The sequence below is a fragment of the Vibrio rubrogenes genome (genome assembly GCF_059641415.1).
Genome location: NZ_JCARSY010000013.1, coordinates 86,759 through 110,252 on the forward strand (window position 1 = coordinate 86,759; position 23,494 = coordinate 110,252).

The window sequence follows — 23,494 nt, forward strand, 5'->3', positions numbered from 1 at the left end:
TTAATTTATAGTTCAGTTCACATTTTTTCCAGAAATAAACGGCTTTAGCATTGATATGGTTTGATTTAAGTTCGTGTATTTTATAGTTTTACCTTTGCTTTTAGGTGTTTTTAATATTTCTGCCTTTATTCATTAATGATTCAAAGAATTATCGATGTTAATCATTTTTGAATACAAATATACAAAATTGAATTCGATTAGATTTATGCAAATGATTATTATAAAAGTGTCGAAACAAGAGGTACTCTTGATTGAAGTCGCCAACTAATAAAAACGACACGATCAAGCGATTACATGAGGTAAATACCAATCTCATCTTTGGTATTGAGTTGGGCTGAAATTCTCCTTACTTCTCATCCTCATATGTCAGCGAAACAACAAAATGGAAGTGAACATGAAGAACTCTATTAAAATGCTCCTTGGTACACTATGCCTAAGCTCTGCGATGGCGAGCGCTGCCTATCCAGAAAAAGATATCCAAGGCATCATTCAATGGTCTGCCGGTGGTGCAACAGATACAGTAATGCGCTCTGTTGCTCCTAAAGCCGAAGAAGTCCTTGGTGGTGATTTTATCTTAACAAACCGTCCTGGTGGTGTTGGGGTTATCGCGACAAAATACGTTTATGCCAAAAAAAATGATGGTTACACTATTCTTATGGGGGCTGAAAATCCTCAACTATACAAAGTGATGGGGCTGACGGATATTGACTATAGTGATTTTGTTCCTATCAATATACTTGCTCAGTCACCATCCATTTTTGTGGTTCGTTCCAATGCTCCCTATAACAACATCAAAGAGTTCACCGATTTTGTTCAGGCTCACCCTAATGAGGTTAAAGTCGGCTCAACCGGGCCTGGTGGATTACCTTCTATTATGATGGCCTTACTTTCATCACAAGCAAAACTAGATGTCAAAACCATTCCTTATAACGGTGATGGTCCTGCGATTACGGCTCTGCTTGGCGGTGCGATAGACATGCAACCAGCGTCATTCAGCGCATCGAAAGAGTACATTAAATCAGGTCAGCTAAAGGTGATTGGTTTGCTAGATACTCAATCCGTGCCTGAACTCCCAGGAGTAGAGCCAATCACTCAATTTTATCCGGGGTTAGCGCCACAACTTCCATATAGCCCATTTTTCGGTGTGTTTGTAAAAAAAGGAACGCCACAGGAAGCTATTGATAAACTGACTAACGCATTTCATGTGGCTGCGGATTCAGAAGGTTTTCGTAATCTGCTCAAACAACGTGGTCTTTCTGCCCTCAATTTAACAGGTGAAGCTGCGGCTAAATATTTAGAGCATTTCCGCTCGGTTGCATCATGGTTGGCGTACGAAAATGGGATTGCTAAACATTCACCTGCTGAATTTGATATACATCGCGCTAAATAAATCAATAGTAAACTCGATAGGTGGTGTTAATGCCACCTATTGAAATAAACAAGGTGTGGAAAATGAGTGTTCAGCCCCCCAAGCTGCCAGGAGAAACGATATTTGGTTTCTTAATGGTAGGACTAAGTGTCTTTTTATTATGGCAAGCTTATTTAATCTCAGGATTCACTTCATTGAGTTCAGCCGGAACGTTTCCAATGAGTGCAGCCTTTATCATGTTAGTCTTTTCATGTGTTACCGTGGTAGATAACCATAAAAAGACGGGTGAAAAAGCAACCTTTAAGCAATTTAAAGATCAGGTGATTCCTAATCTGGTTTCGTTCATGATTGCACTAATTATTGCTTATTCAGTGTTACTTGAAAGTGTTGGTTTTATCATCAGTTCATTCGTATTTCTGGTTATCTCAATATTTGTTCTTTATCGAAAAGGGTTGGCTAGAACCCTTTTTATCTCAGTCCTGTCTCTTGTATCTATCTATTCGATATTTAGATTGGTCTTTGCTGTCGTATTACCAGAAGGGATTATTCCAGAGGGTGAAATACTCGCTCATCTATCTCATTTTTTCCATGGTCTAGGATATTAATATGTTAGAAGCACTTAGTCATTTTGCTATTTCCTGGATGAATCCTGAATTATTGCTGCTAACGGCATTAGGGACCTTCTTAGGGGTTTACATTGGGGCAATTCCAGGTCTATCTGTGACCATGGCTGTTTCAATTTTAATCTCATTTACTTTTTCATGGGATATTAATAATGCGTTGTGTTTAATGGTCGGGGTCTTTATGGGGGGTGTATATGGTGGCTCGCGTACCGCGATATTACTAAATATCCCCGGAGCCCCATCGGCGATTGCTACAGCATTGGACGGATATCCAATGGCCCAAAAGGGAGAAGCCGGAAAAGCCATTGGACTATCAACCGTTATGTCAGTCATTGGCGGATTTATTGGGATTATTGTTTTAGGGCTTGCTGCACCAGTGGTTGCTGATTTTGCTATCGAGTTCCAGCCCAGAGACTACTTAATGCTCGGTATGTTAGGCATTATGCTCATAAGCTCACTTTCTCAAGGTAGTTTTGCTAAGGGGATGTTTACTGGTGCTTTAGGTATTTTGATTGGTACTGTTGGATTAGATACGTTAACTGCAGAAGAACGTTTCACATTTGGTATTGTTGAATTGTGGAATGGCATTAGTCCCGTGGCCGTGATGATAGGTATGTTTGGTGTTTCTGAAGCGTTAAATCAACTGCATCACATGGATAAAGCGTCAGTAAAACAAAAACTGTCTCGAATCATTCCTGAATGGGCAGATGTTCGACGTTACTTACCGCTGAGCGTACAGAGTTCACTAATTGGTGTCATTATTGGTGCACTACCAGGTACTGGAGGGGATATCGCGGCACTGATGGCTTATGATCATGCGAAACGTACGACTAAGAATCCTAAAGTGCCTTTCGGGCAAGGCGCAAAAGAGGGATTAATCGCTCCAGAATCGGCAAATAACGCTGCTGTTGGAGGCGCTTATATTCCAATGTTAACTCTTGGTATTCCCGGTGACGCTGTAACAGCGGTCTTTATCGGCGCACTCTATATTCATGGTTTAAACCCAGGTCCGCTTTTACTGGTAGAAAACCCAAGTATTTTCTGGTTTACCGTTGGTAACTTGGTACTAGCTAATATCTTCGTTCTTGTCTTTGGTTTAACTGGTATTCGTATTTTTACCAAACTAGTGACTTGTCCAAAAGGGGTACTAATCCCGCTGATCTTAATTTTGTCTATTGTGGGGGCTTACGCCATCACTAACTCAATAACCGATATTTGGTGGGCATTAGGATTTGGTGTCGTCGGATACTTTATGAAGACATATAATTATCCGGTTGCACCCATTATTCTGGGTGTTATTTTAAGTAATTTAATGGATCAAAACTGGAGAAGAACATTGTTATCGGAAAATAACGATCTGTTTGCTGTTATCGGAAGCATATTCACTAGTCCGATATCGACGGTTTTATTTATTGCCATCGTTTGGATCTATTTTTCAAATACACCATTCTGGCCAAAATTCAAATCTTGTTTTTGTAAAGAAAAGATAGCTTAGCCATTTAATGAATAATGGACCATCAGAGATAGCGCAGGTCGCTGTCTCTGCTACCGAGTGCCAAAAGTGGCCATTATTGGTGGTCCCAAATTTCAGTAAGTTAGAGTTAAAGTAGTATTGTGTGGTGAAAAAGTCACCAGATTGAATTTTACTTAACTAACTGATATCTAGAATATAACATGTGATATTAGCGTTTATATGAGGTTGTGTATTAAGGTGGGCTGCATCCTTCCAAGCTGATGATGCGGGAGCGGTTCCCGCTGCCCGCTCCAACTGCTTCTGCTTGGTGAGCTATTTAGGCTTCATATTTTCTGCGATAAACTGACAGACCAGCTGATTACCATAGGCAGTGTGATGTCCATTCCAAATAGGCGATGAGGATGCTTCGCTTGCTGTCTGTAAATAATCAAAGCTGTCTAATATTTTTATCTGGTGATGTTGTGCTGCGCTCGTCGCCATATGACGAATTGTTTTAATGCCATCAGGATTAGAGAGATCGGTATCCACATACTGGAATAGAACATATTTTTCAGCGACAGGTAAATGAGATAGTTTTTCGAACGTGAAATTGATAATTGCGTCAATTGATGCTGCATTAGGATTTTCCCGCATCAAATGTCGTCCTGTCCAGTTAATGGTTATATTTTTCATCGCGGATATTCTGTCTATCAGTGTTGCTGCAATAGTGGAGTAGCGCCAAGCATACCTGAGGAACGTGAGAGTCGGTGATAATTGGGCTGGATTCCATTTACTGCCCTGAACATTTTGTGATGGTAATGGCGCCCATTCAACCATACCTTGATTTATGATGAGGGAAGGACTGGGATAACCGAAAAAGTAATCCAGTTCATCTCTGTGAAAATCATCACCAATGTAAATAGATAAGATCACGGTATCGTAGTCATGTGTTTTTAAGATCATCTCTGCTCGTTTAACGGCTTGAGCAGCACCATAACCGGATACTCCCGCATTTGTTACGCCTTTATCTAAGCTCCTTTCAAGACAGGAGGGCCAAGTATCATGATTCGAGACCTGATCACCAAATGTAAATGAATCTCCGACCGCAAGAATAGAAGGTGTGCCAATGATGCCGTTGTCATTATTCCTGTAACCATTTTCATCAATTGAAATTTTAACATGAGACCAGTTACGTATATTAATGATCTGACTAAATCCCGGCGTTGGTACATGGCCTAATTGATCATGTGGTTTGATAAAAGCATATTGTCTATCTTCAGATAGCTTCCGTACTTTTAGGTGGGTTAATTGACTATAGTTGCATGTTCCCGCCATACAAGTTTTCAACGTCCATGCGATTCTAGCTCCCCCTTCCAAAAGGAGCAGCAAAACAATAAGAACAACAAAGTTAATTGTTATCAGTTTAGTCCAGCTCATAATGGCTCACATAATTGCTTCTCAGCGATATATCTTGTTGCTCTTTTATCAGCAGATAATTTCCGATGACCAGAATATCCATCTCTGTTCCCATGAAACATCGGAAAGCATCTCCCGGGGTACATACAATCGGTTCACCGCGAATATTGAATGACGTATTTACGATAACCGGACAGTCCGTTAATTCGTAGAAGCGCTTGATTAATGCATAATACTTAGGATTGGTATTATGATGGACGGTTTGTATCCGTGCTGAATAATCCACATGTGTTACAGCAGGAATAGCGGATCTGGCAAAATTTAATTTTTCGATGCCCACTGATTCACTATCGTGAACTTTATATTGTTTGTCAGTATTTATATGATCAACCAGTAACATATATGGGCTATCAATATCACACATGAACCAGTCCGCCATGTGTTCTCTTAAAACACTGGGAGCAAATGGTCTGAAGCTTTCTCTGAATTTAATTTTAAGATTCAGTTTTTTTTGCATAGCTGGGGCTCTCGGATCGGCAATGATGCTTCTTGCACCAAGTGCTCTCGGCCCAAATTCCATTCGCCCTTGCATCCATCCGATGACATTTCCTTCCGTTAACAGATGCGCGACTTTATTGATCAATTCGTCTGTCGTCAGTTTATCGTATCTCGCCCCATGCTTATTCAACGTTTGTTCTATCACATGCTCTGAATAAGCCGGTCCTAAATAGCTACCTTGCATATGGTCATGCAGTGCTGAGGTGCAATTGCGTTCCCCTTGATGATGAATATGCCAATACGCAAGTGCTGCGCCCAAAGCGCCCCCTGCATCTCCTGAGGCGGGTTGGATCCATATATTATCAAATATTTTTTCTCGTAAAATCACACCATTGGCAACACTGTTCAGCGCAACACCTCCGGCGAGGCATAAGTTTCGCTCACCTGTTTCTAAGGCAATCGAGCGTGCTAATTTGACAATGATTTCTTCTGTGACTTTCTGGATTGACGCGGCAATATCCATTTCCCGTTGTGTAATCGGTGATTCAGGTTGTCGTGGCGATCCCCCGAAAAGGTGATGAAATCGCCTATTGGTCATGGTCAATCCGGCACAATAGTTAAAATAGCGCATATTTAGATGAAAGCTGCCATCTTCACAAATAGTGATCAGCTTGTCTTTGATAAGGCGAGTATATCTAGGCATACCATAGGGCGCTAATCCCATCATCTTATATTCGCCGGAATTCACTTTAAAACCGAGATAATAAGTAAACGATGAGTAAAGCAGCCCGAGAGAGTGAGGGAAGTGTATTTCTTTAATGATATTTAATTGGTTCCCATGACCGATAGCCAAAGATGTTGTCGTCCACTCACCAACACCATCGAGTGTTAATACTGCTGCTCGTTCAAATGGTGAAGGAAAAAAAGCACTTGCAGCATGAGAGAGGTGATGCTCTGAGAATCGGAGTTTTTCTTTCCAATTAATACGAGATTCAAATGCCTTGCATAATCCATTAATGAGGAGAGATTTTTGAAATAATTTTCCTTCCATCCATAATGACATCGCTAAACGAAAACTTCTGAAACCATGGGGAACAAATGCCAGATAGGTCTCTATTAATCTTTCAAATTTAACCAATGGCTTTTCATAAAAGACAACATAGTCAATATCTGAGGCTGTAATGTTTGCTTCTGCAACGCAATATCGAACAGCATTCACAGGAAAATTGTCATCATGTTTTTTTCTGGTGAATCTTTCCTCTTGCGCAGCTGCAATGATTTCACCGTTGAGAATCAGGCAGGCGGCACTGTCGTGATAGAATGCAGATATCCCCAAGATGTACATTATTTCTCCTAGAATAAGGTATAAATAAATGGTGCAACGACTGTCCCCTGAACTAAAAAGAATAGTCCGCACAGGAGAAACATGATAATGATGATCGGGGCAAGCCACAGTTTTTTACGCACTTTTAGAAAAGTCAAAAGCTCTTTTAGGTGATCCATATTAAACCTAGTGATTAAAATTGATTTTTGAATGTGTCTTCAAAGGGGAGGCTCTGCTGCTGTCGGTGACGCCAGAAAGTGTGGGATTCTTTCTGTCTTAATTTTAATTCATCCTTGCCACATAGACGCATGATCAGTCCAGTCGGTAAAAATAACAGATAAAAGATGAGTCCAAGTATTATGGTCTGAGATACCTTTCCTAAAAGGAGCCCGGTAAAAGTCCATAGAAAATTTAGCCTGTACAATCGATTAGGTTGAACCGTTGCTACCAAGGCAACAATTCCTCCCAAAAATGCCAGTGGTGTACTGAAGCTTCCTATCTCATAAGCGTTGAGATAGCCAGCTAAAACAAGAATTATGATAGAGAGCATAAAACCAAAGTCTTGGTTAGACACTAATTTTAGGTTATCCCTGTCATTATTACTTATTTTGATTCGATTTTTCCTCAACTGTCGCTCCTACCTAAAAAATTATCCGATTAATTTTACATACGACACCTGTTAAAACGGATAGGGCTTGACATGATACATTGAATCCTTATTTTCTAATATAGGAAATCATGTAAAAAACAGCAAGTTATCATATAATATTTATGATAATTCACATATCGGTATTTATGGAATACTGTAGATGATAGATTAATTTTTATCACTATATTAGTTTTGATTTACTTATATTAGGACACCTAATCATTTTTAAAAAACAACATCATTGGAAAATGTTGTTTTTTTACACAGTCACTCGGTTTCGTCCGGACTTTTTCGCTCTATAGAGAGCCTGGTCTGCGGATTTAATGACTTCTTGAGGATTTCGGCTTGACCGACTGTCGCTGACACCGATGCTAACCGTGATATTCACGACACCGTTGGATTGATCTTTTTGGCGTTTCAGGCGTCCCACTTTATCATTTTTAGGGCGCTTGTCTGTATTCCGAAGATACATATCGTACTCTTGGATGTCTTGGCGTAATGATTCAAGATAATCAAATGCTTCTTCTGAGGTTTTGCCTTTAAAGATAATGGTAAATTCTTCACCGCCGTAGCGATAAGCTTTCGCTTTACCTTTGACTTGGCGTAATTTACTCGCTACCAGTTTTAATACCTCATCACCCGTATCATGCCCGTAGTTATCGTTGAACTGTTTGAAGTGATCAACATCAATCATGGCTATGGTGAAATGTCGTCCCAGAGACTTCATGGTATGGTCGAGCGCTGCACGGCCGGGAAGGTGGGTGAGGCGGTCGTTAAACGCCAGCTCATGTCCAGCTGCAATGACATATAGCACTAAGAAAATACCAGAGATAGAAAATAGTATGCTGGAGATGTGAGGAAGATGAAAAGAAACAAAAACATCTGAAATTAAGAGAACCGATGTATAAACAACGGCGTCAAGTTTACGATTCTTTCTCAATAGCAGCAACATGGTTATGCCACTTAACACAATCAGGTACAAGAACAGAATAAACGGTAATCGTGATACCTGGGGCACAGATAACAATAGTTGTGTAAAGAGCTCCGGGAAGTCACCCTGGTTAAAGTAATCCAGAATCAACAGTGACCACGCAAAGAACAGGCCTTGAATCAACAGATAGTATAGAAATTCTTTGGTGAAAAGATCTGAATCATGGAATGCGTAACATATGACGCAACTAATTGGAAAGAGCAAAGCCAGTAAAGATAACTCTAAGAGAGTTGAGCCACTAATTAAAGGTGTTTGCAAACAAAGTTGAATGACAACATAGGCCAGTATCTGAGCGACAGCTAGCATCCCCATACGACTCTGTTTGAATATTTGCGCAACTGCTAATGCCGTGAAAAGTAAAACATAAGGCAAGTTAAGCAGTACATTGGAATTTGATAGTTGCGTGAATATTTCATGGCCCATCCCGAGATGGATAGCCACTATGAACAGAATAGGAAGTAAGGAGCGGAACCAGGAAGAACTGACCGACATTGAAAACATAGATGGTTGATTCGTCAAACAATTGACGAACTTTACGTGATTTTCAGCAAAAAATACACCATTTTGTCGTTTTTTATGCCCTTTTTTTGAATTTTGGGTGAGGCGTACGTAACTAGGTGCATTGAATGAGACAAAGATGAAAATACCAAGAAGCTAAAAAATACGGAATATTTTCATTACTTGGCTTACATGGCTGTTATCCACATGTATAAAAGTATGTCAGGTTGGTTAACTGATACTATGTTTATGATATACCTGAATCCCGATATAGTGAAGATTATACTCATTTGGATGCTGACGTTTACTGGAGAATAAATATGCATATCAGTGTTGATGTCCATAATTATATGGAAACTTTAGTCGGTCAAATTTTAGGTTCTGATGATTTTAAAGCTCGCTATGATCATGAGCAACTGGCTGATCTGGCTTGTTTAGCGTTGAGTCAACTTCGTCCTGTATATATTCGCCATGATATTGATTTTTTATCTACGCTTCCGGAAACTCGTTTAGTGAAGTTGAAACAATTTGCAAAAGATGCCGTTGAAGCCGGAGAAACGATGATCAAGAATGACCGTCGTCAGAATCCTGAATATCGGGAAGTTCCCGTTGTTGTTGCAACGGCTCGTTATGATGATGACCTTGAGTTGGAATGGTATGAAAGCCCGATTATTAGTCATCAAACAGAATATCAAAAGGAGAAGTAAGTGGGATTTTTATCTCGGCTGTTTGGCCAACGTCAGCAAGAATCAACACCTATTGAGCCTGTTTATTACAAAGATTTTGCTATTTTGCCTGAAGCGATTGCAGAAAATGGTCAATACCGGGTTGCCGGACGGATTACCCGGGAAATCAATGGTGAAATAAAAGAGCATCGCTTTATTCGGTCGGATGTTTTGTCCAGTCGCAGTAGTGCTGATGATCTTATGGTCAATAAGGCGAAGATGTTTATTGATCAGATGGGAGAAAAGATCTTCAGTTGAGTGTTGCTCAAATTGATTAAAATCATGATGAAAGCAACCACAAGCCGATAAGCTTGTGGTTGCTTTTTTTGTGATGATTAATTTTTACCATGATATTCAATTCACTGGACATTCTCGTTAGTATGGTGAAGTCTTATGGCAGACGTTGGACCAATGCCGTCGAAACAACATGTTATAAAGAAACGCAAGTGGTTGTGCCTGATTGTCAGCTGCTTGAATCGATAAGTAAGCCGTTAGATTAAACATATTTACTGTGCCAATTATAAGGGAATAACTATGCAAATTGGTGTACCTAAAGAACGACTTGCGGGTGAAACGCGAGTTGCAGCTTCACCGACTTCGGTAGAGCAGCTGCTAAAGTTAGGTTTTGATATTCTTATTGAAACTGACGCTGGAGAAAAAGCGAGTTTTGACAACCAGAGTTTCGAAGCCGCTGGGGCTCGGGTTGTATCCAATGAAGAGGTATGGCGTGCAGATATTATTTTGAAAGTCAATGCGCCGACTGACGAAGAAATAGAGTTGATCAAAGAAGGGGCAACCCTGATCAGTTTTATCTGGCCTGCACAAAACCCAGCGTTACTTGAAACCTTGTCAGGTAAAAAAATCAATGTGCTTGCCATGGATTCCGTGCCACGTATTTCTCGGGCGCAGGCTCTTGATGCTTTGTCATCGATGGCAAATATTGCTGGATATCGGGCAGTCGTTGAAGCCGCACATGAATTTGGACGATTTTTTACTGGACAAATTACAGCAGCAGGTAAGGTGCCACCGGCTAAAGTTTTTGTTGCTGGTGCCGGTGTGGCTGGATTAGCCGCGATTGGTGCTGCTGGCAGTTTGGGGGCTATTGTCCGGGCTTTCGATGTGCGTCCTGAAGTAAAAGAGCAGGTTCAGTCGATGGGAGCGGAATTTCTTTCCGTTGACTTTCAGGAAAATTCTGGCGCTGGTGACGGTTATGCCAAAGAGATGTCTGATGATTTTAATCGTAAAGCGGCTGAACTTTACGCAGATCAGGCAAAAGATGTCGATATCATTATTACGACCGCATTGATTCCCGGAAAGCCTGCGCCAAAACTGATTACCAAAGCAATGGTTGACAGTATGAAAGCGGGCAGTGTGATTGTTGATCTCGCAGCTGCAAATGGCGGAAACTGTGAATATACAGTTGCTGATCAAGTGGTTACTACTGAGAATGGTGTGAAAATCATCGGATACACCGACATGGTCGGACGTTTACCGACGCAGTCTTCTCAGCTGTATGCCACTAATCTGGTTAACTTGTTGAAGTTATTGTGCAAAGAAAAAGATGGTGAAATTTACATCGATTTTGAGGATGTTGTTCAGCGCGGTGTGACCGTAATTAAGGAAGGTGAAGTGACTTGGCCGGCACCGCCTATTCAGGTTTCAGCGCAACCACAAGCTAAACCTCAACCGGTGAAATCGCTCCAGAAAGCAGAAGAAAAAGCTGTATCCCCGATGAAAAAGGCATTGGGACTCGTTGTTGGTGTTGGCGCATTCGCTTGGGTTGCCTCTGTTGCACCTGCGGCCTTCCTCAGCCATTTTACGGTTTTTGTTCTTGCCTGTGTGGTTGGTTATTACGTCGTTTGGAACGTAACGCATGCACTACATACGCCTTTAATGTCCGTTACCAATGCAATTTCAGGGATTATTGTCATCGGCTGTTTATTGCAAATTGGTCAGGGCAATGGTTTTGTTACGTTTTTATCGTTTATTGCTGTGTTGATCGCAAGTATCAATATCTTCGGTGGTTTTACCGTCACGAAGCGTATGCTTGAAATGTTCCGTAAAAAATAACAAGGAGTAGCGAATGTCTGCAGGATTAGTACAAGCGGCGTACATCGTTGCTGCTTTATTTTTTGTGATGAGCCTGGCTGGCTTATCGAAACAGGAATCGGCGAGGGCTGGTAACTACTACGGCATGACCGGGATGGCGATTGCCTTATTGGCGACCATTTTTGCGCCTGATACATCGGGGATTGCCTGGATTATTATTGCAATGGCGATTGGGGGTACGATCGGTATCCACTTTGCGAAGAAAGTCGAAATGACACAGATGCCCCAGTTGGTTGCGATCCTCCATAGTTTTGTCGGTATGGCCGCTGTATTGGTTGGCTATAATAGCTTTATCGACGCTCCGGAAACCGTGACACATGCTGAACATGTCATCCATTTGGTTGAAGTTTTTGTGGGGGTTTTTATTGGGGGGGTTACATTTACCGGTTCGATCGTTGCGTTTGGCAAACTACATGGTGTGTTTAAATCTTCACCTTTGAATATTCCACACAAACATAAGTGGAACCTTGCGGCAGTCATTGTTTCTACACTATTGCTGATCTACTTTGTCAATGTTGACGGGAGCTATTTCGCACTGATTGTGATGACTCTGATTGCTTTTGTTTTTGGCTATCACTTGGTCGCGTCTATCGGTGGTGCAGATATGCCGGTTGTTGTTTCCATGCTGAACTCATATTCAGGATGGGCAGCCGCAGCTGCAGGATTCATGCTGGCGAATGACCTATTGATTGTGACTGGTGCACTTGTCGGCTCTTCGGGAGCGATTCTGTCCTATATCATGTGTAAAGCGATGAATCGCTCTTTCGTCAGCGTGATTGCCGGCGGATTCGGTCAAGAAGTCGTGATTAGTGACGATGGCGAGCAAGGTGAACATCGTGAGATCATGGCTGAAGATGTCGCAGACATGCTTAAAAACTCGAAGTCTGTGGTGATTACACCGGGATATGGTATGGCAGTTGCGCAGGCTCAGTATCCGGTTTCTGAAATTACCGAAAAACTAAGAGCCAAAGGGATCGAAGTTCGTTTCGGCATCCATCCAGTCGCGGGGCGTTTACCCGGTCATATGAATGTGTTGTTGGCTGAAGCCAAAGTTCCATATGAAATTGTATTGGAAATGGATGAAATCAACGATGATTTCAGTGACACGGATACGGTGTTGGTCATTGGTGCGAATGATACGGTCAACCCTGCTGCACTCGAGGATCCGAATAGTCCAATTGCGGGTATGCCAGTTTTGGAAGTTTGGAATGCCAAAGATGTCATCGTCTTTAAGCGTTCAATGAATACCGGATATGCAGGTGTTCAGAATCCACTCTTCTTTAAAGAGAATACTCAGATGTTGTTTGGGGATGCAAAAGCGTCATGTCTGCACATTCTGGAACATCTGGACTAAAAGATAAGAGAAAACTTTGTAGTATAAGCCAGCAATAATGCTGGCTTTATTTATTTAGGGGACACATTATTGACATCAGCATAACACGTAGGTAACTGTTTTTGTCATAATACTAACCGGATCATGAAACTTGCCTGAGAATATAGAGTCACATAAGAAGATGATATTAAAACGATTCATATTGTTGTTCATGTTTATTATTCCATATGCACATGCAGACTCTTTGCCAGCAAGAATCGATCATTTTATTTCCTTATTTAGATATGACGAAGCACTTGTTTCATATGATTTGAGAAAAATAGAAGCTGAGTATGCCACAAGACTAATTACACCCGAATCCATGCTGCCGCAGACATTTCAATATCCTTTGAAAGATATCCAGCAGCTTTACGCTTTAGCGAAACAGTGTACCGGAAACTTACCTTTGAGCCCCTTAACGACGGAGCCTCTGGTTTTTACTCGGGCAATGTGTAAAGGGACGCAGCTCCCATTGCGCTGGTTTGCCAGAAGCGCTTTGATTCATCCGGGTGGGGGAACATATGCTGCACGATATGTGAAAAAACACCCTGAGCTCTATGATGAACTCAAAGTTTATATGCATATTCAGGAACGTCCTAAAGCACCAAAAGATACTTTATTAGGGCGTTTGCAACGGATGGACAGTGAGTCGGTCACCTCATTAATATCAGGTGACTCAATGTTCAGTGAGCAAAATGAGCTTTGGTTGAGAAAAGGTGATCAGTATTATGTTTTTGCTGATCATGTTTGGAAGAATAATGCCGAACAGGCGGGGTTAGTCTTCAGTTATGTCAATACTGATGATTCAACTTGTTTTGTTCGGCGCGGTAACTTGTGTTGGGAGGAGGAAGACCAATCGGATATTCTGCGTTATATCCTCGTTGGCCTTGTTGCTTTTAACGTTTTATTAGTGATTAGTTGGTTTGTCTATCGCTGGAATACAAAACGGCTTGAAATGAGAAGTCGTATGCTTATTTTACAGATACTGACACATGAATTACGGACACCGATTGCCAGTCTTTCATTGACTGTTGAAGGGTTCAGACGAGAGTTTGAGCATCTTCCTGAAAGTGTCTATGATGAATTTCGGCGATTATGTGAAGATTCCCGCCGTCTGAGGCAGTTGGCAGAGGCCAGTAAAGATTATTTACAGTCCGATACCAAGCCTTTAGCTGTGGATTGGGTGCCGTCAGTCGCTGAGTGGTTAGAGTATAAATTAGAGGAAGAATTTGAATCATCTGTTCATTTCTCAATCAATCAGGATATTGCAGCGAAATTAAATGTCTATTGGTTGGGAACTTGTATTGATAATTTGCTAAGAAATGCCATTAAATATGGTATTGCCCCCGTGCAGTTGGATGTAACGACGTCAAGTCATATGGTTACGTTCAAGGTAATCGATCAGGGCTTGCTGACACAGAAAGACTGGCGTCAGCTACGTAAGCCCTTTGTCAGTAAAAGTGGCTTAGGCCTAGGTTTAACAATAGTAGAATCAATGGTTGGAAGAATGGGAGGCAAGATGTCTCTAGTCGGGCCACCAACAACATTTATTTTGGAGATACCTTGTGAAACAGACGTTGCTTCTTGTTGAAGATGATAAAAACTTGGCTGATGGATTGTTAGTTAGTCTAGAACAAGCCGGATATAACTGTTTACATGCGGAGAAAATTTCAGAAGTAAGACAATATTGGGAGCAGGCAGATTTAGTCATTTTAGATCGACAACTTCCTGATGGTGATTCCGTTGAACACCTCGTTGATTGGAAAAATCTGAAAGATGTTCCGGTCATTTTGTTGACGGCACTGGTTACGGTGAAAGATAAAGTCGCAGGACTTGATTCTGGTGCGAATGATTATCTAACTAAACCATTTGCTGAAGCTGAGTTATTCGCCAGAGTGAGAGCGCAACTTCGAGCGCCTGATGGGCAGCAGGATGACACCAAAGTTGTCACAGCAGAACTAACCATTGATAAAGCCACACGAGAAGTGCATTACAAAGGTGAGTTAATCACGTTAACTCGTACAGAGTTTGATTTACTGCTATTTCTGGCAAGTAATTTAGGAAGAGTATTTACCAGAGATGAATTGTTGGATCATGTATGGGGCTACAATCACTTCCCAACAACAAGAACAGTTGATACACATGTTCTGCAATTAAGACAAAAACTTCCCGGACTAGAAATTGAAACGTTACGGGGTGTTGGCTATAAAATGAAAGCCTGATGATGAGAAAAAAGAGTTTTTTCTTACTGGGAGTGCTGATATGCGCTCCCAGCTATTCTGTTTCCGCGAATTGGTTTGAACGCAATACACCATTAACTCAAGCCCATGAACATCTGCTGGAAGACGATCTGCCTAAAATGTTTAGCTCTTTAGTTGAGGTATGGCAGAGCGCTGAAAGCAATCACCTCAGCAGTCATTTGAATGATTTGCTACTCCAATCTTTGAGCGCAGATTGTGGAAAGAGTCTCGAGCGCGCTCCTTTTCCTGATTGGATTAAGTCTCTTGCAGTACGAAGAGTTGAGATTCAGAGCCCGGGACGGGATGCATTTCAATTATTGGTTGATACAGTGACAACGTCACAAATAGAAGAGATTTCGTTCACTCGCTGGATTGACCATTCAATTTCACTCGATAGTTCTTTTTCTCAGGTAGGAAGTGACAATGTCACCAATGAGTTAACTTACGTAAAACGTTATAACCTGAATAATCGTCTGCCTATGGGGCTCTATCGATTGATTGTTTCTCGAAAAAATGGTGAGTCATGGAGTTCTTGGGTCATTCTTGATAATCCGAAGACCTATCACACGATTCATTGGCGCTCAAAAGAGCAATGGCGTGTCGAAAAAACAGCGATTCCGAATCGTTACTGTCCATTACCCAAAATGAGAGTTTCGGCGTATAGCTATCATAGTGGGAAATATTCAGAAGTTTGGAAACAGACCTATGAATCTAATTATCCGAGCGAGTTACCCCCCAATACATTAGAACCGGGGCGATATGTTTTGGCAGTATCGATGAATCATCAGCGGTGGCAAGGACCAATTACTATTGAGCAATCTCAAGTTATTAGTAAAACATATGATGTTTCACTAGAGGAATAGCTAAAGATATATAACAATCTGTCGTTATAAACATTAAATTTTATTCGGTTTATAGCGCATATGGATATAAAACTAAAATACTTGATTCCTTCACTTCTCGTTGTTTCATCAGGGAGCATGGCTGCTTCTTACGCTGTTGAGGCCCGAGGGGATGCGATGGGAGGTACTGGGGTTGTTTCAGCCAATTATCTCACTGCTCCTTTCTATAATCCTGCTATTGTCGCCATTTATCGCAGAAATGATGATGCGGGAATGCTACTTCCCAGTTTTGGACTGACTTATAACGATCCTGACGATATTTCCAACACCATTGATGATATCGGTGATTTAATCAGGGATGTGGAAGGCGGAGATTCATCACGGGAAGCAGAACTCCAGAGTCAGTTGGATGCGCTCAAGGGCGGTGAACTCAAAGCTGATATTGGTGGTGCAATTGCAATAGGGATTCCCAATCAATATATTTCGATGAATTTGTTTGGCAAAGCCTATGCAGAAACTTATGTGACGCCATCAATTGCGACAACTGGCTCCTCAACGCTTGATAATGCACAAAATAGTACGGTCGATGCAGTTTCTGTTGCGGTCACAGAAGTTGGACTTTCTCTGGCAAAATATCAAACATTTCTAGGGCAACATATCTCAGTCGGAGTTTCTCCCAAACTTCAACGAGTGTATACCTATGTGTATGAAGCCAGTTTGAAGAACTACGATCTCAGCGATATTGATGCAAACAGCACCGGAGAAACGGTATTTAACTTAGATGCTGGTTTTCTGTGGTTCTATGGGCCGGTGAGGGTCGGACTCGCGGCAACCAATCTGGTTTCTCGTGATATCACTACTCAACGAGTTGCTTCCAGTATCTCAGGCAAGGCTGATCTGCAATATAGTTATCAACTCAGGCCGCTGTATACAGTTGGTGTTGGGCTGATAGGTGATTATGCCTCCATTAGTGTCGATTATGATCTGAATGAAGAAGAGCGCTATACCAACTTCAACGATAATACCCAGATGCTTCGTGTTGGTGGAGAGATTGATATCCTGCGTCAACTCAAATTGCGAGCCGGCTATAAAAAGAATCTGGCTTATAGTGATTCTGAAGATGTATATACAGCGGGAATTGGGATTTCTCTACTGGGATTATTTGAACTTGATGCCGCAGTAAGCTATACCAATGCACATGCAAAAGGTGCCTATGTGAACTTATTATCCACATACTAACGCACTGATTTTCTCTCTCTTAAGTATCCATCTCTAAGCTCTCTCTGAAAAGAGGGGGCTTTTTCTTTTCTGGGCCGTAACTGTGTTTTTGTTCAGTTGTTAGAAAGTCGACGGGCATGTGACGTTCTCTGTTTAAAAAAATTCAAACCATCCATGTTATATGGAAACTAAATTGCACTAGATAACTTAAAGAGTTTGTCTATCAGACACTCTGAATTGATGTTCTGATTTTGAAATAAGCCGAGTCCCAGCTATCAACTGGGACCCGGAAGTTCTTATAGGTACTGTTTTACCAGTTCGCGCAATGGTTGAGTCGGATGACCTATCAAATTGCTTAGCATATGACTATCATCGAATAATCCACCTTTAGATGCCCCAGAATCTGAATTCGCCAGAACGCCAGCTAATGGAGCCGGAAGACCCGCACTTTCAAGTGCCTTGGCAAAAGCCTCTTCTTCCATATCAATATATGGAATAGTTTTACCTGACTCTTCACTGATGATTGCGCATAGCTCAGTCAAAGTGTAGCTTTCATCACCTGATAACTCGTAAACTTTGCCACTTTGCGGTTCATCTTTTGTCAGAACGACAGCAGCTGCCTCTGCATAATCCTCACGAGCGGCTGAGCTGATTTTTCCATCCTTGGCACAGCCAATAAAGCCACCGTTTGCTAAAGATGGTGCGATGCTGGCCAGATAGTTCTCTGTATACCAGCCATTACGTAACAGAACATGAGGGACGTTTACTTGTTTTAGATAGGCTTCCGTTTGAATATGTTCCTCTGCCAGTGCTAATGGAGAGGTATCTGCATTCAATAAACTGGTGTAAGCAATCATTTCAACACCGGCAACTTTAGCTGCATCAATAACATTTTTATGTTGAGTAACACGTTGTCCTACTTCGCTGGAAGAAATCAACAGAAGTTTAGTCACTCCTTTTAGTGCTGTAGTTAATGTTTCTGGTTTCGCATAATCGGCCTGACGAACTTCAACACCAAGCTCTGCTATCGCCTCGGCTTTTTCAAGATCACGGGCGAAGGCAACAATCTTGTCCGCGGCTGTTTTCTGTAGCAGATGTTTAATAACTAATTGTCCTAATTGACCTGTAGCACCAGTAATTGCAATCATGGTATTTCTCCTGTGTTTGTTTTAAGACGCTCGATTTTGTATAGCTTGCCATATATACTTACTATATGTAAGTACGTACCTTTTTGTAAGTATAATTCAAATTTATTCTTTGGCGGAGTTATCTGATATGAGTGAAAGTATTAATAGAGAATTAAATACACTGTTAAGTGAAAAGTTTAGTCGAGGTAATGTGCTGGCCAAGGAATGCCCGTCTCGAAAAATATTACAAGATGTCACTAGCCGTTGGGGGGTATTGGTGTTGTTCTCACTCCTCGATGGCACTTATCGTTTCAGTGAGCTGAGAAAAAAAATCATGGGTGTCAGTGAAAAAATGCTGTCACAGACCTTACAGGTTTTAGAAGCCGATGGATTTGTTTTACGTATCGCTCACCCCGTTATTCCACCTCATGTGGAATATTGCCTTACCGAGCAAGGCATTGAAGTCGCACATCGAGTCGAAGAGCTGGTTAACTGGATTGAGGTGAATCTTAGCGGCATTTTGCTCGCACAAAATCAATATGATGAACGTAAAACCAATAAAAATTGTTAAATCAATATGTTATTAAATTAAAATGGTAGCTGTGATGAGTATTCCAAACGTTCTATTTAGTCATAGACAATCCCAAAATGCCGAAATAGAAATTTTCGAATTAGCCTCATTGGCGCAACGAATCAATCTGGAACCAAATCCTCAACATCCTCACCGAATTAATTTTTTTATGTTAATTCTGATTGAACAGGGGACTGGGTATCATATGGTCGATTTTGTTAAGCATTCATTTGCACCTGGTTCATTGATTTTTATTCAAAGGGAACAAGTACACTGTTTTGATTTCTCCGATCAACCTGAGGGTAAAGTGCTTGTCTTCACTCAAGCTTTTTTAGATCAGGTGCATTCCAATATGCATCTACCCAATTACACGCCTACACATCTCAATTCGCATCACTCCCCATTATTTGCACTTGAAGAAAAAGCCTATGGTCGCGTGGTTACATTGATTAAAGAAATAATGGCAGAGCTGACGGATCAACAACGAGAACCACTGATTGTGATGTATCTGTTTTCGGCACTTGCACTTTTATTACGTAAACAAAATCAAAAGTCCCATACCAGTAAGCTTTCACAGGAACAAAGTAAGAAACTGTCTCACTTTTTCTCACTGTTACAAGACCACTACCGACAGATCCGTGATGCGACCTGGTATGCAAACCAGATAAATACGACCTATAAAACGTTAAATCTGGTGTGTAAATTAGCTTCGGGCTTGACGGCAAAACAAATGGTGGATGCTTTCGTTATTTTGGAAATTAAACGTCAGCTCGTGATCAGGAAAGTATCTTCACAACAAATCGCTTATGAGTTTGGATTTGATGATGCTAGCAATTTTATTAAATATTTCAAGAAGATGACTAATATAACGCCGAGTCAGTTTCAACAAAAATATACAGACTGAATTTGTTTATCGGTAACAAGGTTCGATATTTACCATTTTTCTGCTCACATTGACTCTGCGCAAGCCAGGTACAACGCCTTACTATGTATCCACACCAACAAGAGGATTACATAGTATGAATTTTTCACTTTCAAAATTATTCACCTGCTCCCTAACCGCTATCAGCGTATTGAGCCTATCTGCTTGTGCAACGGATAAAGATCAAGCACCGGACTTAACCAATAAAGAAAAAGCCGTAGCGGTCATTTCTAGCATTGAAACTGGTGATCAAACGGCGATTAGTTACATTAATCCGAATAAATATATTCAACACAATCTTGCCGTTGGTGATGGATTAGCTGGGTTTGGTGAGGTGATGCAAGCGTTACCTCAAGGTAGTCCAAAGGCTCAAGTTAAGCGTGCTATTCAAGATGGTGAATATGTGATGACCCATACCGAATACAATTTCTTTGGCCCTAAAGTTGGTTTTGACGTGTTCCGCTTTGAAGATGGCAAAATTGTAGAACATTGGGATAACTTGCAAGAATTGGCACCCAAAAATCCAAGTGGAAGAACTCAGCTCGATGGTGAAACCATCATCAAAGATCTGGATAAAACGGAACACAATAAAGCCATCGTCGCTGATTTTGTTCAAACTATATTGATCAGTGGCGACATGGCTAAAATTGGGAATTTTATTGGTAGTGAAGACAGTGCATACATTCAGCATAACCCTATGGTAGCTGATGGTTTAAGCGGCCTAGGAGCGGCGCTGGGAGATCTGGCTAAAGCAGGTATGCCAATGACATATTCAGCGAATCACAAAATTTTAGGCGAAGGTAACTTTGTCTTATCGATCAGTGAAGGCACATTTTTAAATAACCATGTTGCGTTCTACGATTTGTTCCGCGTGGAAAATGACAAATTGGTCGAACACTGGGATACGATTGAAACCATTCCAGCCCAAAGTGAATGGAAAAATACTAACGGAAAGTTTGGTTTCTGATAGTTTCATTCAATCGACCAAGGCCACCATAGTATTATTTGACACTCGTGGCATAGCCGATATTTATCAATGGGAAAAGTTATTTCAGTCCAACGTAAGAAAAGATTACCAAGATTGCCGCTGCCGTCAGCTGAAGGAATAAAGAAAGCCAAAGAGGAGGGGAAATACAGAGGACGGCAAGCAGACTCAGACCTACACGAAAAAATCTATCAGCTACGAGTTATCAATAAACTGAGTATTAGTGATAAGTGATAAGTGATAAGTGATACAGCCAAACTCACCAATGTTTCGGATCGTACAGTAAGTAATTCGGGTTGCTAAGAAGTTGACAAGTGGAGCGTTCAGTGGGGTAAGAAACTTAGCATACTTTTTCGTTCCATTGGGCTTCAGCCCCCTATACCAACATCATAGCGCGTAGTAATTACTTACACCACCTTGTTATTTTTCGATAAAAAATAAGTTGATCATTTTTCCAGTCGCTGTGGCATTTGTGTTGAATTCTAATAATAATTGATATTTTTCATTAAGTTATCACAGAATACTCTACTGTCTTAGAGTGTTACTTGACTCGAAGTATATTTTTTCAAAGAGAGAGGATCTTTTGGGATCTCTTGTTAGTGAATACTTCTGCTGAGTGACAGTATCACTCGAGAATATAACCTAATGCACTATAACTAACGCGCATGCGATAACAAATAAACAACCACCACAGCTATATCTGAATTGACAACAACAAACGAGACAATTTATCTGTAATGAGAAAGGAGGTTCACATTCTATCTCTATGGGTGATAATGGGGTTCGGAAAGCATTCTGAACAGAAGTCTGGAGAAGGCGTCTCTACAAGCGACAATAAATGGCATTTCTAGGCGACCTGTTCTTCAATGACGATGTGCGTGCTAATTAAGGGAGATAATGAAATTGAAAGGAAACTGTTTGTGTGGCGAAGTCTCGTTTGAGTTGTCAGGTAAATTACCACCCATCTATCAATGTCATTGTTCGTTGTGTCGCAAAGTATCGGGCTCTTCATCGAACTCAGCGTTGATAGTTAAGGCATCTAGCTTTAAGTGGTGTTCCGGCGAACATCAAATACGGTCATTCTCTACGAGCTCTGGTTTTAAATCTGAGTTTTGTTGTCAATGTGGTAGTCCAGTACCAAATATCAGTTCAGATGGCGAGTCATATTGGGTTCCAGCAGGATTGCTGTCAGAGCCTGTAGATACAAAAGTTTCTGCGCATGTCTATGTCGGTTCTCGCGCAAACTGGGACGTGGGTTTCATAAACGACGGCATTCCGCAATTTGAAACAGAACACACTTTCCCATATGCATCAACGCCATGAATACTGAATACATTCTTAGCGAGATCAATACCAATAGTATGAATGGTAGGCATAGTCACCTCTGTATTATTAACCTGTCATGAGTAACTATGGCACGCGGCGGTTAAGGTAGAGGGAATCCGTATCATTCGTTAGGCAAATCTTAGGAGTATCTGATGAAGTTAACTTGTCATTGTGGAAATGTAAGTCTCGAATTATCGACAGTTCCAACTGAGGTAGGTGAATGTAATTGTTCAATCTGTCGTCGCTACGCAGCATCTTGGGCATATTTCTCTCCAGAACAAGTTCTAATTCGTTTCCAAAAGCAAACTGTTTTCTATTGCTGGGGTGACAAAGAAGTCGAGTTTCATCGCTGCAATGAATGTGGTTGTATAACTCACTACATAACTACTGAAAAATGCGCAGAAAAGATTTTAGCGGTAAATATGAGAATGGCTGAAAATGAAGTGTTATCTGGAATTTCGGTCAGAAAAATAGACGGTGCATCATACTAATTTGCCATACAAGCGTTCAAGAGGGGCTCCCAACGCTTAGCGGTTTTAGTATAAATTGGGTTTGGTGGTTAAGGTGGCTTGTTTGGTTTTTGCGCAATGGCGTTTCCAGCCATTTAGCTTAGCGTTATGTTTTTAAGGGTAAAGAATGTACGAAGTAAAAGAAGAGATACCTTCTGTAAGTGATTATATAAATATTAGATTGGCAGCTGGCTTATCTCGTAAATCTAAAGAAGCCGCTTCAATCGCATTGCCAAATTCCATCTACGGAGTAACCGTTTATTTAGGTTCTGAACGTATTGGTATTGGGCGCATTATCGGTGACGGTGGTTGCTTTTTCGTGATCACGGACATGGCTGTATTGCCTGCGCATCAAGGAAAGGGAGTTGGAAGACTTATAATGGAAGCTCTAACTAGTTGGCTAAATAAAAATGCTCCTGAAACGGCGTACGTAAGCTTAATGGCGCATCATGGTAAACCTGCCTTCTATGAAAAATTCGGATTTGAATATGCTGAGCTTCCAAATGCATCCGGCATGTATATGTATATAAAACAAACATAACCTGGGACAAAAACACGCTGGAGTAATACTTTGATTTCAGGATTAAAGAGACTGTTCATTATTCTGTGTCACGCCCACTTTTATAAATCCAGGTATGGAGTGAGTCGGCCTTCAAAGTGGATACTGAGCTGAGACAGCGTCAGGTTCCAGTTTTGCACCGGATGCGTCCACTTTTCACTGGCTTTC

Annotated in this window: 23 protein-coding genes and 1 pseudogene; 18 read left to right on the forward strand and 6 right to left on the reverse strand. The window is 41.2% G+C overall.

Going from position 1 to position 23,494, the window contains the following annotated elements:
• Window positions 1–394 precede the first annotated feature (394 nt).
• Genes AC55NX_RS11515 through AC55NX_RS11525 form a run of 3 tightly spaced genes read left to right on the forward strand, consistent with a single transcriptional unit; the run spans window position 395 to window position 3,487 of the window.
• Window positions 395–1,390, forward strand: a complete 996-nt coding sequence (locus tag AC55NX_RS11515) for a tripartite tricarboxylate transporter substrate binding protein (RefSeq protein ID WP_496995865.1) — start codon at window positions 395–397, stop codon at window positions 1,388–1,390.
• Between the two features lie 29 nt (window positions 1,391–1,419).
• Window positions 1,420–1,974, forward strand: coding sequence for a tripartite tricarboxylate transporter TctB family protein (locus AC55NX_RS11520; RefSeq protein WP_496995866.1), 555 nt, complete (start codon window positions 1,420–1,422; stop codon window positions 1,972–1,974).
• Between the two features lies 1 nt (window position 1,975).
• On the forward strand, window positions 1,976–3,487 hold the full coding sequence (locus AC55NX_RS11525) for a tripartite tricarboxylate transporter permease (protein ID WP_496995867.1): 1,512 nt from the start codon (window positions 1,976–1,978) through the stop codon (window positions 3,485–3,487).
• 291 nt (window positions 3,488–3,778) lie between these two features.
• Here the strand turns inward: AC55NX_RS11525 and AC55NX_RS11530 are convergent, their stop codons facing one another.
• The 5 genes from AC55NX_RS11530 to AC55NX_RS11550 form a co-directional block, all read right to left on the reverse strand.
• Window positions 3,779–4,882: an SGNH/GDSL hydrolase family protein gene (locus AC55NX_RS11530; RefSeq protein ID WP_496995868.1), complete on the reverse strand. Its 1,104-nt coding sequence runs from the start codon at window positions 4,880–4,882 to the stop codon at window positions 3,779–3,781.
• Window positions 4,869–6,704, reverse strand: a complete 1,836-nt coding sequence (locus AC55NX_RS11535) for a carbamoyltransferase family protein (protein WP_496995869.1) — start codon at window positions 6,702–6,704, stop codon at window positions 4,869–4,871. The genes AC55NX_RS11530 and AC55NX_RS11535 overlap by 14 nt, the downstream gene beginning before the upstream one ends.
• A gap of 8 nt (window positions 6,705–6,712) precedes the next feature.
• Window positions 6,713–6,862, reverse strand: a complete 150-nt coding sequence (locus AC55NX_RS11540) for a DUF5989 family protein (RefSeq protein WP_496995870.1) — start codon at window positions 6,860–6,862, stop codon at window positions 6,713–6,715.
• A 14-nt stretch (window positions 6,863–6,876) separates the two neighbouring features.
• On the reverse strand, window positions 6,877–7,311 hold the full coding sequence (locus AC55NX_RS11545) for an SxtJ family membrane protein (RefSeq protein ID WP_496995871.1): 435 nt from the start codon (window positions 7,309–7,311) through the stop codon (window positions 6,877–6,879).
• A gap of 280 nt (window positions 7,312–7,591) precedes the next feature.
• A complete protein-coding gene (locus AC55NX_RS11550; RefSeq protein WP_496995872.1) occupies window positions 7,592–8,824 on the reverse strand; it encodes a GGDEF domain-containing protein in 1,233 nt (410 codons plus the stop codon).
• A gap of 317 nt (window positions 8,825–9,141) precedes the next feature.
• On the opposite strand from AC55NX_RS11550, the gene AC55NX_RS11555 reads away from it, so the two are divergent.
• From AC55NX_RS11555 to AC55NX_RS11590, 8 genes are all read left to right on the forward strand, one after another.
• On the forward strand, window positions 9,142–9,528 hold the full coding sequence (locus AC55NX_RS11555; protein ID WP_496995873.1) for a late competence development ComFB family protein: 387 nt from the start codon (window positions 9,142–9,144) through the stop codon (window positions 9,526–9,528).
• A complete protein-coding gene (locus AC55NX_RS11560; protein ID WP_496995874.1) occupies window positions 9,529–9,804 on the forward strand; it encodes an HlyU family transcriptional regulator in 276 nt (91 codons plus the stop codon).
• Between the two features lie 276 nt (window positions 9,805–10,080).
• The gene (pntA, locus tag AC55NX_RS11565; RefSeq protein WP_496995875.1) at window positions 10,081–11,616 is read left to right on the forward strand and encodes a Re/Si-specific NAD(P)(+) transhydrogenase subunit alpha; all 1,536 of its coding nucleotides are present in this window, start codon (window positions 10,081–10,083) and stop codon (window positions 11,614–11,616) included.
• Between the two features lie 13 nt (window positions 11,617–11,629).
• On the forward strand, window positions 11,630–13,009 hold the full coding sequence (gene pntB / locus AC55NX_RS11570) for a Re/Si-specific NAD(P)(+) transhydrogenase subunit beta (RefSeq protein ID WP_496995876.1): 1,380 nt from the start codon (window positions 11,630–11,632) through the stop codon (window positions 13,007–13,009).
• A 160-nt stretch (window positions 13,010–13,169) separates the two neighbouring features.
• Window positions 13,170–14,618, forward strand: coding sequence for a sensor histidine kinase VxrA (gene vxrA / locus AC55NX_RS11575; RefSeq protein WP_496995877.1), 1,449 nt, complete (start codon window positions 13,170–13,172; stop codon window positions 14,616–14,618).
• A complete protein-coding gene (gene vxrB, locus AC55NX_RS11580) occupies window positions 14,593–15,249 on the forward strand; it encodes a response regulator transcription factor VxrB (protein WP_496995878.1) in 657 nt (218 codons plus the stop codon). Before vxrA ends, vxrB begins: the two co-directional genes overlap by 26 nt.
• The gene (locus AC55NX_RS11585; RefSeq protein WP_496995879.1) at window positions 15,249–16,130 is read left to right on the forward strand and encodes a DUF2861 family protein; all 882 of its coding nucleotides are present in this window, start codon (window positions 15,249–15,251) and stop codon (window positions 16,128–16,130) included. The genes vxrB and AC55NX_RS11585 overlap by 1 nt, the downstream gene beginning before the upstream one ends.
• A gap of 60 nt (window positions 16,131–16,190) precedes the next feature.
• Window positions 16,191–17,348 carry a conjugal transfer protein TraF gene (locus AC55NX_RS11590; RefSeq protein ID WP_496995880.1) on the forward strand — a complete coding sequence of 386 codons (1,158 nt, stop codon included), beginning with the start codon at window positions 16,191–16,193 and terminating at the stop codon, window positions 17,346–17,348.
• Between the two features lie 275 nt (window positions 17,349–17,623).
• On the opposite strand, the gene AC55NX_RS11595 is transcribed toward AC55NX_RS11590, so the two are convergent.
• Window positions 17,624–18,475 carry an SDR family oxidoreductase gene (locus AC55NX_RS11595; protein ID WP_496995881.1) on the reverse strand — a complete coding sequence of 284 codons (852 nt, stop codon included), beginning with the start codon at window positions 18,473–18,475 and terminating at the stop codon, window positions 17,624–17,626.
• A gap of 127 nt (window positions 18,476–18,602) precedes the next feature.
• On the opposite strand from AC55NX_RS11595, the gene AC55NX_RS11600 reads away from it, so the two are divergent.
• The 7 genes and pseudogenes from AC55NX_RS11600 (at window position 18,603) to AC55NX_RS11630 (ending at window position 23,308) form a co-directional block, all read left to right on the forward strand.
• Window positions 18,603–19,025 (forward strand): winged helix-turn-helix transcriptional regulator, encoded by a 423-nt coding sequence (locus AC55NX_RS11600; RefSeq protein WP_496995882.1) that lies wholly within the window; start codon window positions 18,603–18,605, stop codon window positions 19,023–19,025.
• A 34-nt stretch (window positions 19,026–19,059) separates the two neighbouring features.
• Window positions 19,060–19,929: an AraC family transcriptional regulator gene (locus tag AC55NX_RS11605; RefSeq protein WP_496995883.1), complete on the forward strand. Its 870-nt coding sequence runs from the start codon at window positions 19,060–19,062 to the stop codon at window positions 19,927–19,929.
• A 115-nt stretch (window positions 19,930–20,044) separates the two neighbouring features.
• Window positions 20,045–20,914: a nuclear transport factor 2 family protein gene (locus AC55NX_RS11610; protein ID WP_496995884.1), complete on the forward strand. Its 870-nt coding sequence runs from the start codon at window positions 20,045–20,047 to the stop codon at window positions 20,912–20,914.
• Between the two features lie 97 nt (window positions 20,915–21,011).
• A pseudogene (locus tag AC55NX_RS11615) lies at window positions 21,012–21,160 on the forward strand (recombinase family protein); the annotation flags it as partial.
• A gap of 669 nt (window positions 21,161–21,829) precedes the next feature.
• Window positions 21,830–22,255 (forward strand): GFA family protein, encoded by a 426-nt coding sequence (locus AC55NX_RS11620; protein ID WP_496995885.1) that lies wholly within the window; start codon window positions 21,830–21,832, stop codon window positions 22,253–22,255.
• Window positions 22,256–22,410: 155 nt separating this feature from the next.
• The gene (locus AC55NX_RS11625; protein WP_496995886.1) at window positions 22,411–22,749 is read left to right on the forward strand and encodes a GFA family protein; all 339 of its coding nucleotides are present in this window, start codon (window positions 22,411–22,413) and stop codon (window positions 22,747–22,749) included.
• A 145-nt stretch (window positions 22,750–22,894) separates the two neighbouring features.
• Window positions 22,895–23,308: a GNAT family N-acetyltransferase gene (locus AC55NX_RS11630; protein ID WP_496995887.1), complete on the forward strand. Its 414-nt coding sequence runs from the start codon at window positions 22,895–22,897 to the stop codon at window positions 23,306–23,308.
• Window positions 23,309–23,494 lie beyond the last annotated feature (186 nt).

Bases quoted from the DNA above. Each gene is read 5' to 3' on its own strand.
- AC55NX_RS11530 (WP_496995868.1), bottom strand. From the start codon at position 4,882: ATGAGCTGGACTAAACTGATAACAATTAACTTTGTTGTTCTTATTGTT.
- pntB (WP_496995876.1), top strand. From the start codon at position 11,630: ATGTCTGCAGGATTAGTACAAGCGGCGTACATCGTTGCTGCTTTATTT.
- AC55NX_RS11540 (WP_496995870.1), bottom strand. From the start codon at position 6,862: ATGGATCACCTAAAAGAGCTTTTGACTTTTCTAAAAGTGCGTAAAAAA.
- pntA (WP_496995875.1), top strand. From the start codon at position 10,081: ATGCAAATTGGTGTACCTAAAGAACGACTTGCGGGTGAAACGCGAGTT.
- vxrA (WP_496995877.1), top strand. From the start codon at position 13,170: ATGATATTAAAACGATTCATATTGTTGTTCATGTTTATTATTCCATAT.
- AC55NX_RS11585 (WP_496995879.1), top strand. From the start codon at position 15,249: ATGATGAGAAAAAAGAGTTTTTTCTTACTGGGAGTGCTGATATGCGCT.
- AC55NX_RS11550 (WP_496995872.1), bottom strand. From the start codon at position 8,824: ATGTTTTCAATGTCGGTCAGTTCTTCCTGGTTCCGCTCCTTACTTCCT.
- AC55NX_RS11595 (WP_496995881.1), bottom strand. From the start codon at position 18,475: ATGATTGCAATTACTGGTGCTACAGGTCAATTAGGACAATTAGTTATT.
- AC55NX_RS11600 (WP_496995882.1), top strand. From the start codon at position 18,603: ATGAGTGAAAGTATTAATAGAGAATTAAATACACTGTTAAGTGAAAAG.
- AC55NX_RS11605 (WP_496995883.1), top strand. From the start codon at position 19,060: ATGAGTATTCCAAACGTTCTATTTAGTCATAGACAATCCCAAAATGCC.
- AC55NX_RS11520 (WP_496995866.1), top strand. From the start codon at position 1,420: ATGCCACCTATTGAAATAAACAAGGTGTGGAAAATGAGTGTTCAGCCC.
- AC55NX_RS11620 (WP_496995885.1), top strand. From the start codon at position 21,830: ATGAAATTGAAAGGAAACTGTTTGTGTGGCGAAGTCTCGTTTGAGTTG.
- AC55NX_RS11610 (WP_496995884.1), top strand. From the start codon at position 20,045: ATGAATTTTTCACTTTCAAAATTATTCACCTGCTCCCTAACCGCTATC.
- AC55NX_RS11625 (WP_496995886.1), top strand. From the start codon at position 22,411: ATGAAGTTAACTTGTCATTGTGGAAATGTAAGTCTCGAATTATCGACA.
- AC55NX_RS11590 (WP_496995880.1), top strand. From the start codon at position 16,191: ATGGATATAAAACTAAAATACTTGATTCCTTCACTTCTCGTTGTTTCA.
- AC55NX_RS11630 (WP_496995887.1), top strand. From the start codon at position 22,895: ATGTACGAAGTAAAAGAAGAGATACCTTCTGTAAGTGATTATATAAAT.
- AC55NX_RS11515 (WP_496995865.1), top strand. From the start codon at position 395: ATGAAGAACTCTATTAAAATGCTCCTTGGTACACTATGCCTAAGCTCT.
- AC55NX_RS11535 (WP_496995869.1), bottom strand. From the start codon at position 6,704: ATGTACATCTTGGGGATATCTGCATTCTATCACGACAGTGCCGCCTGC.
- AC55NX_RS11525 (WP_496995867.1), top strand. From the start codon at position 1,976: ATGTTAGAAGCACTTAGTCATTTTGCTATTTCCTGGATGAATCCTGAA.
- AC55NX_RS11555 (WP_496995873.1), top strand. From the start codon at position 9,142: ATGCATATCAGTGTTGATGTCCATAATTATATGGAAACTTTAGTCGGT.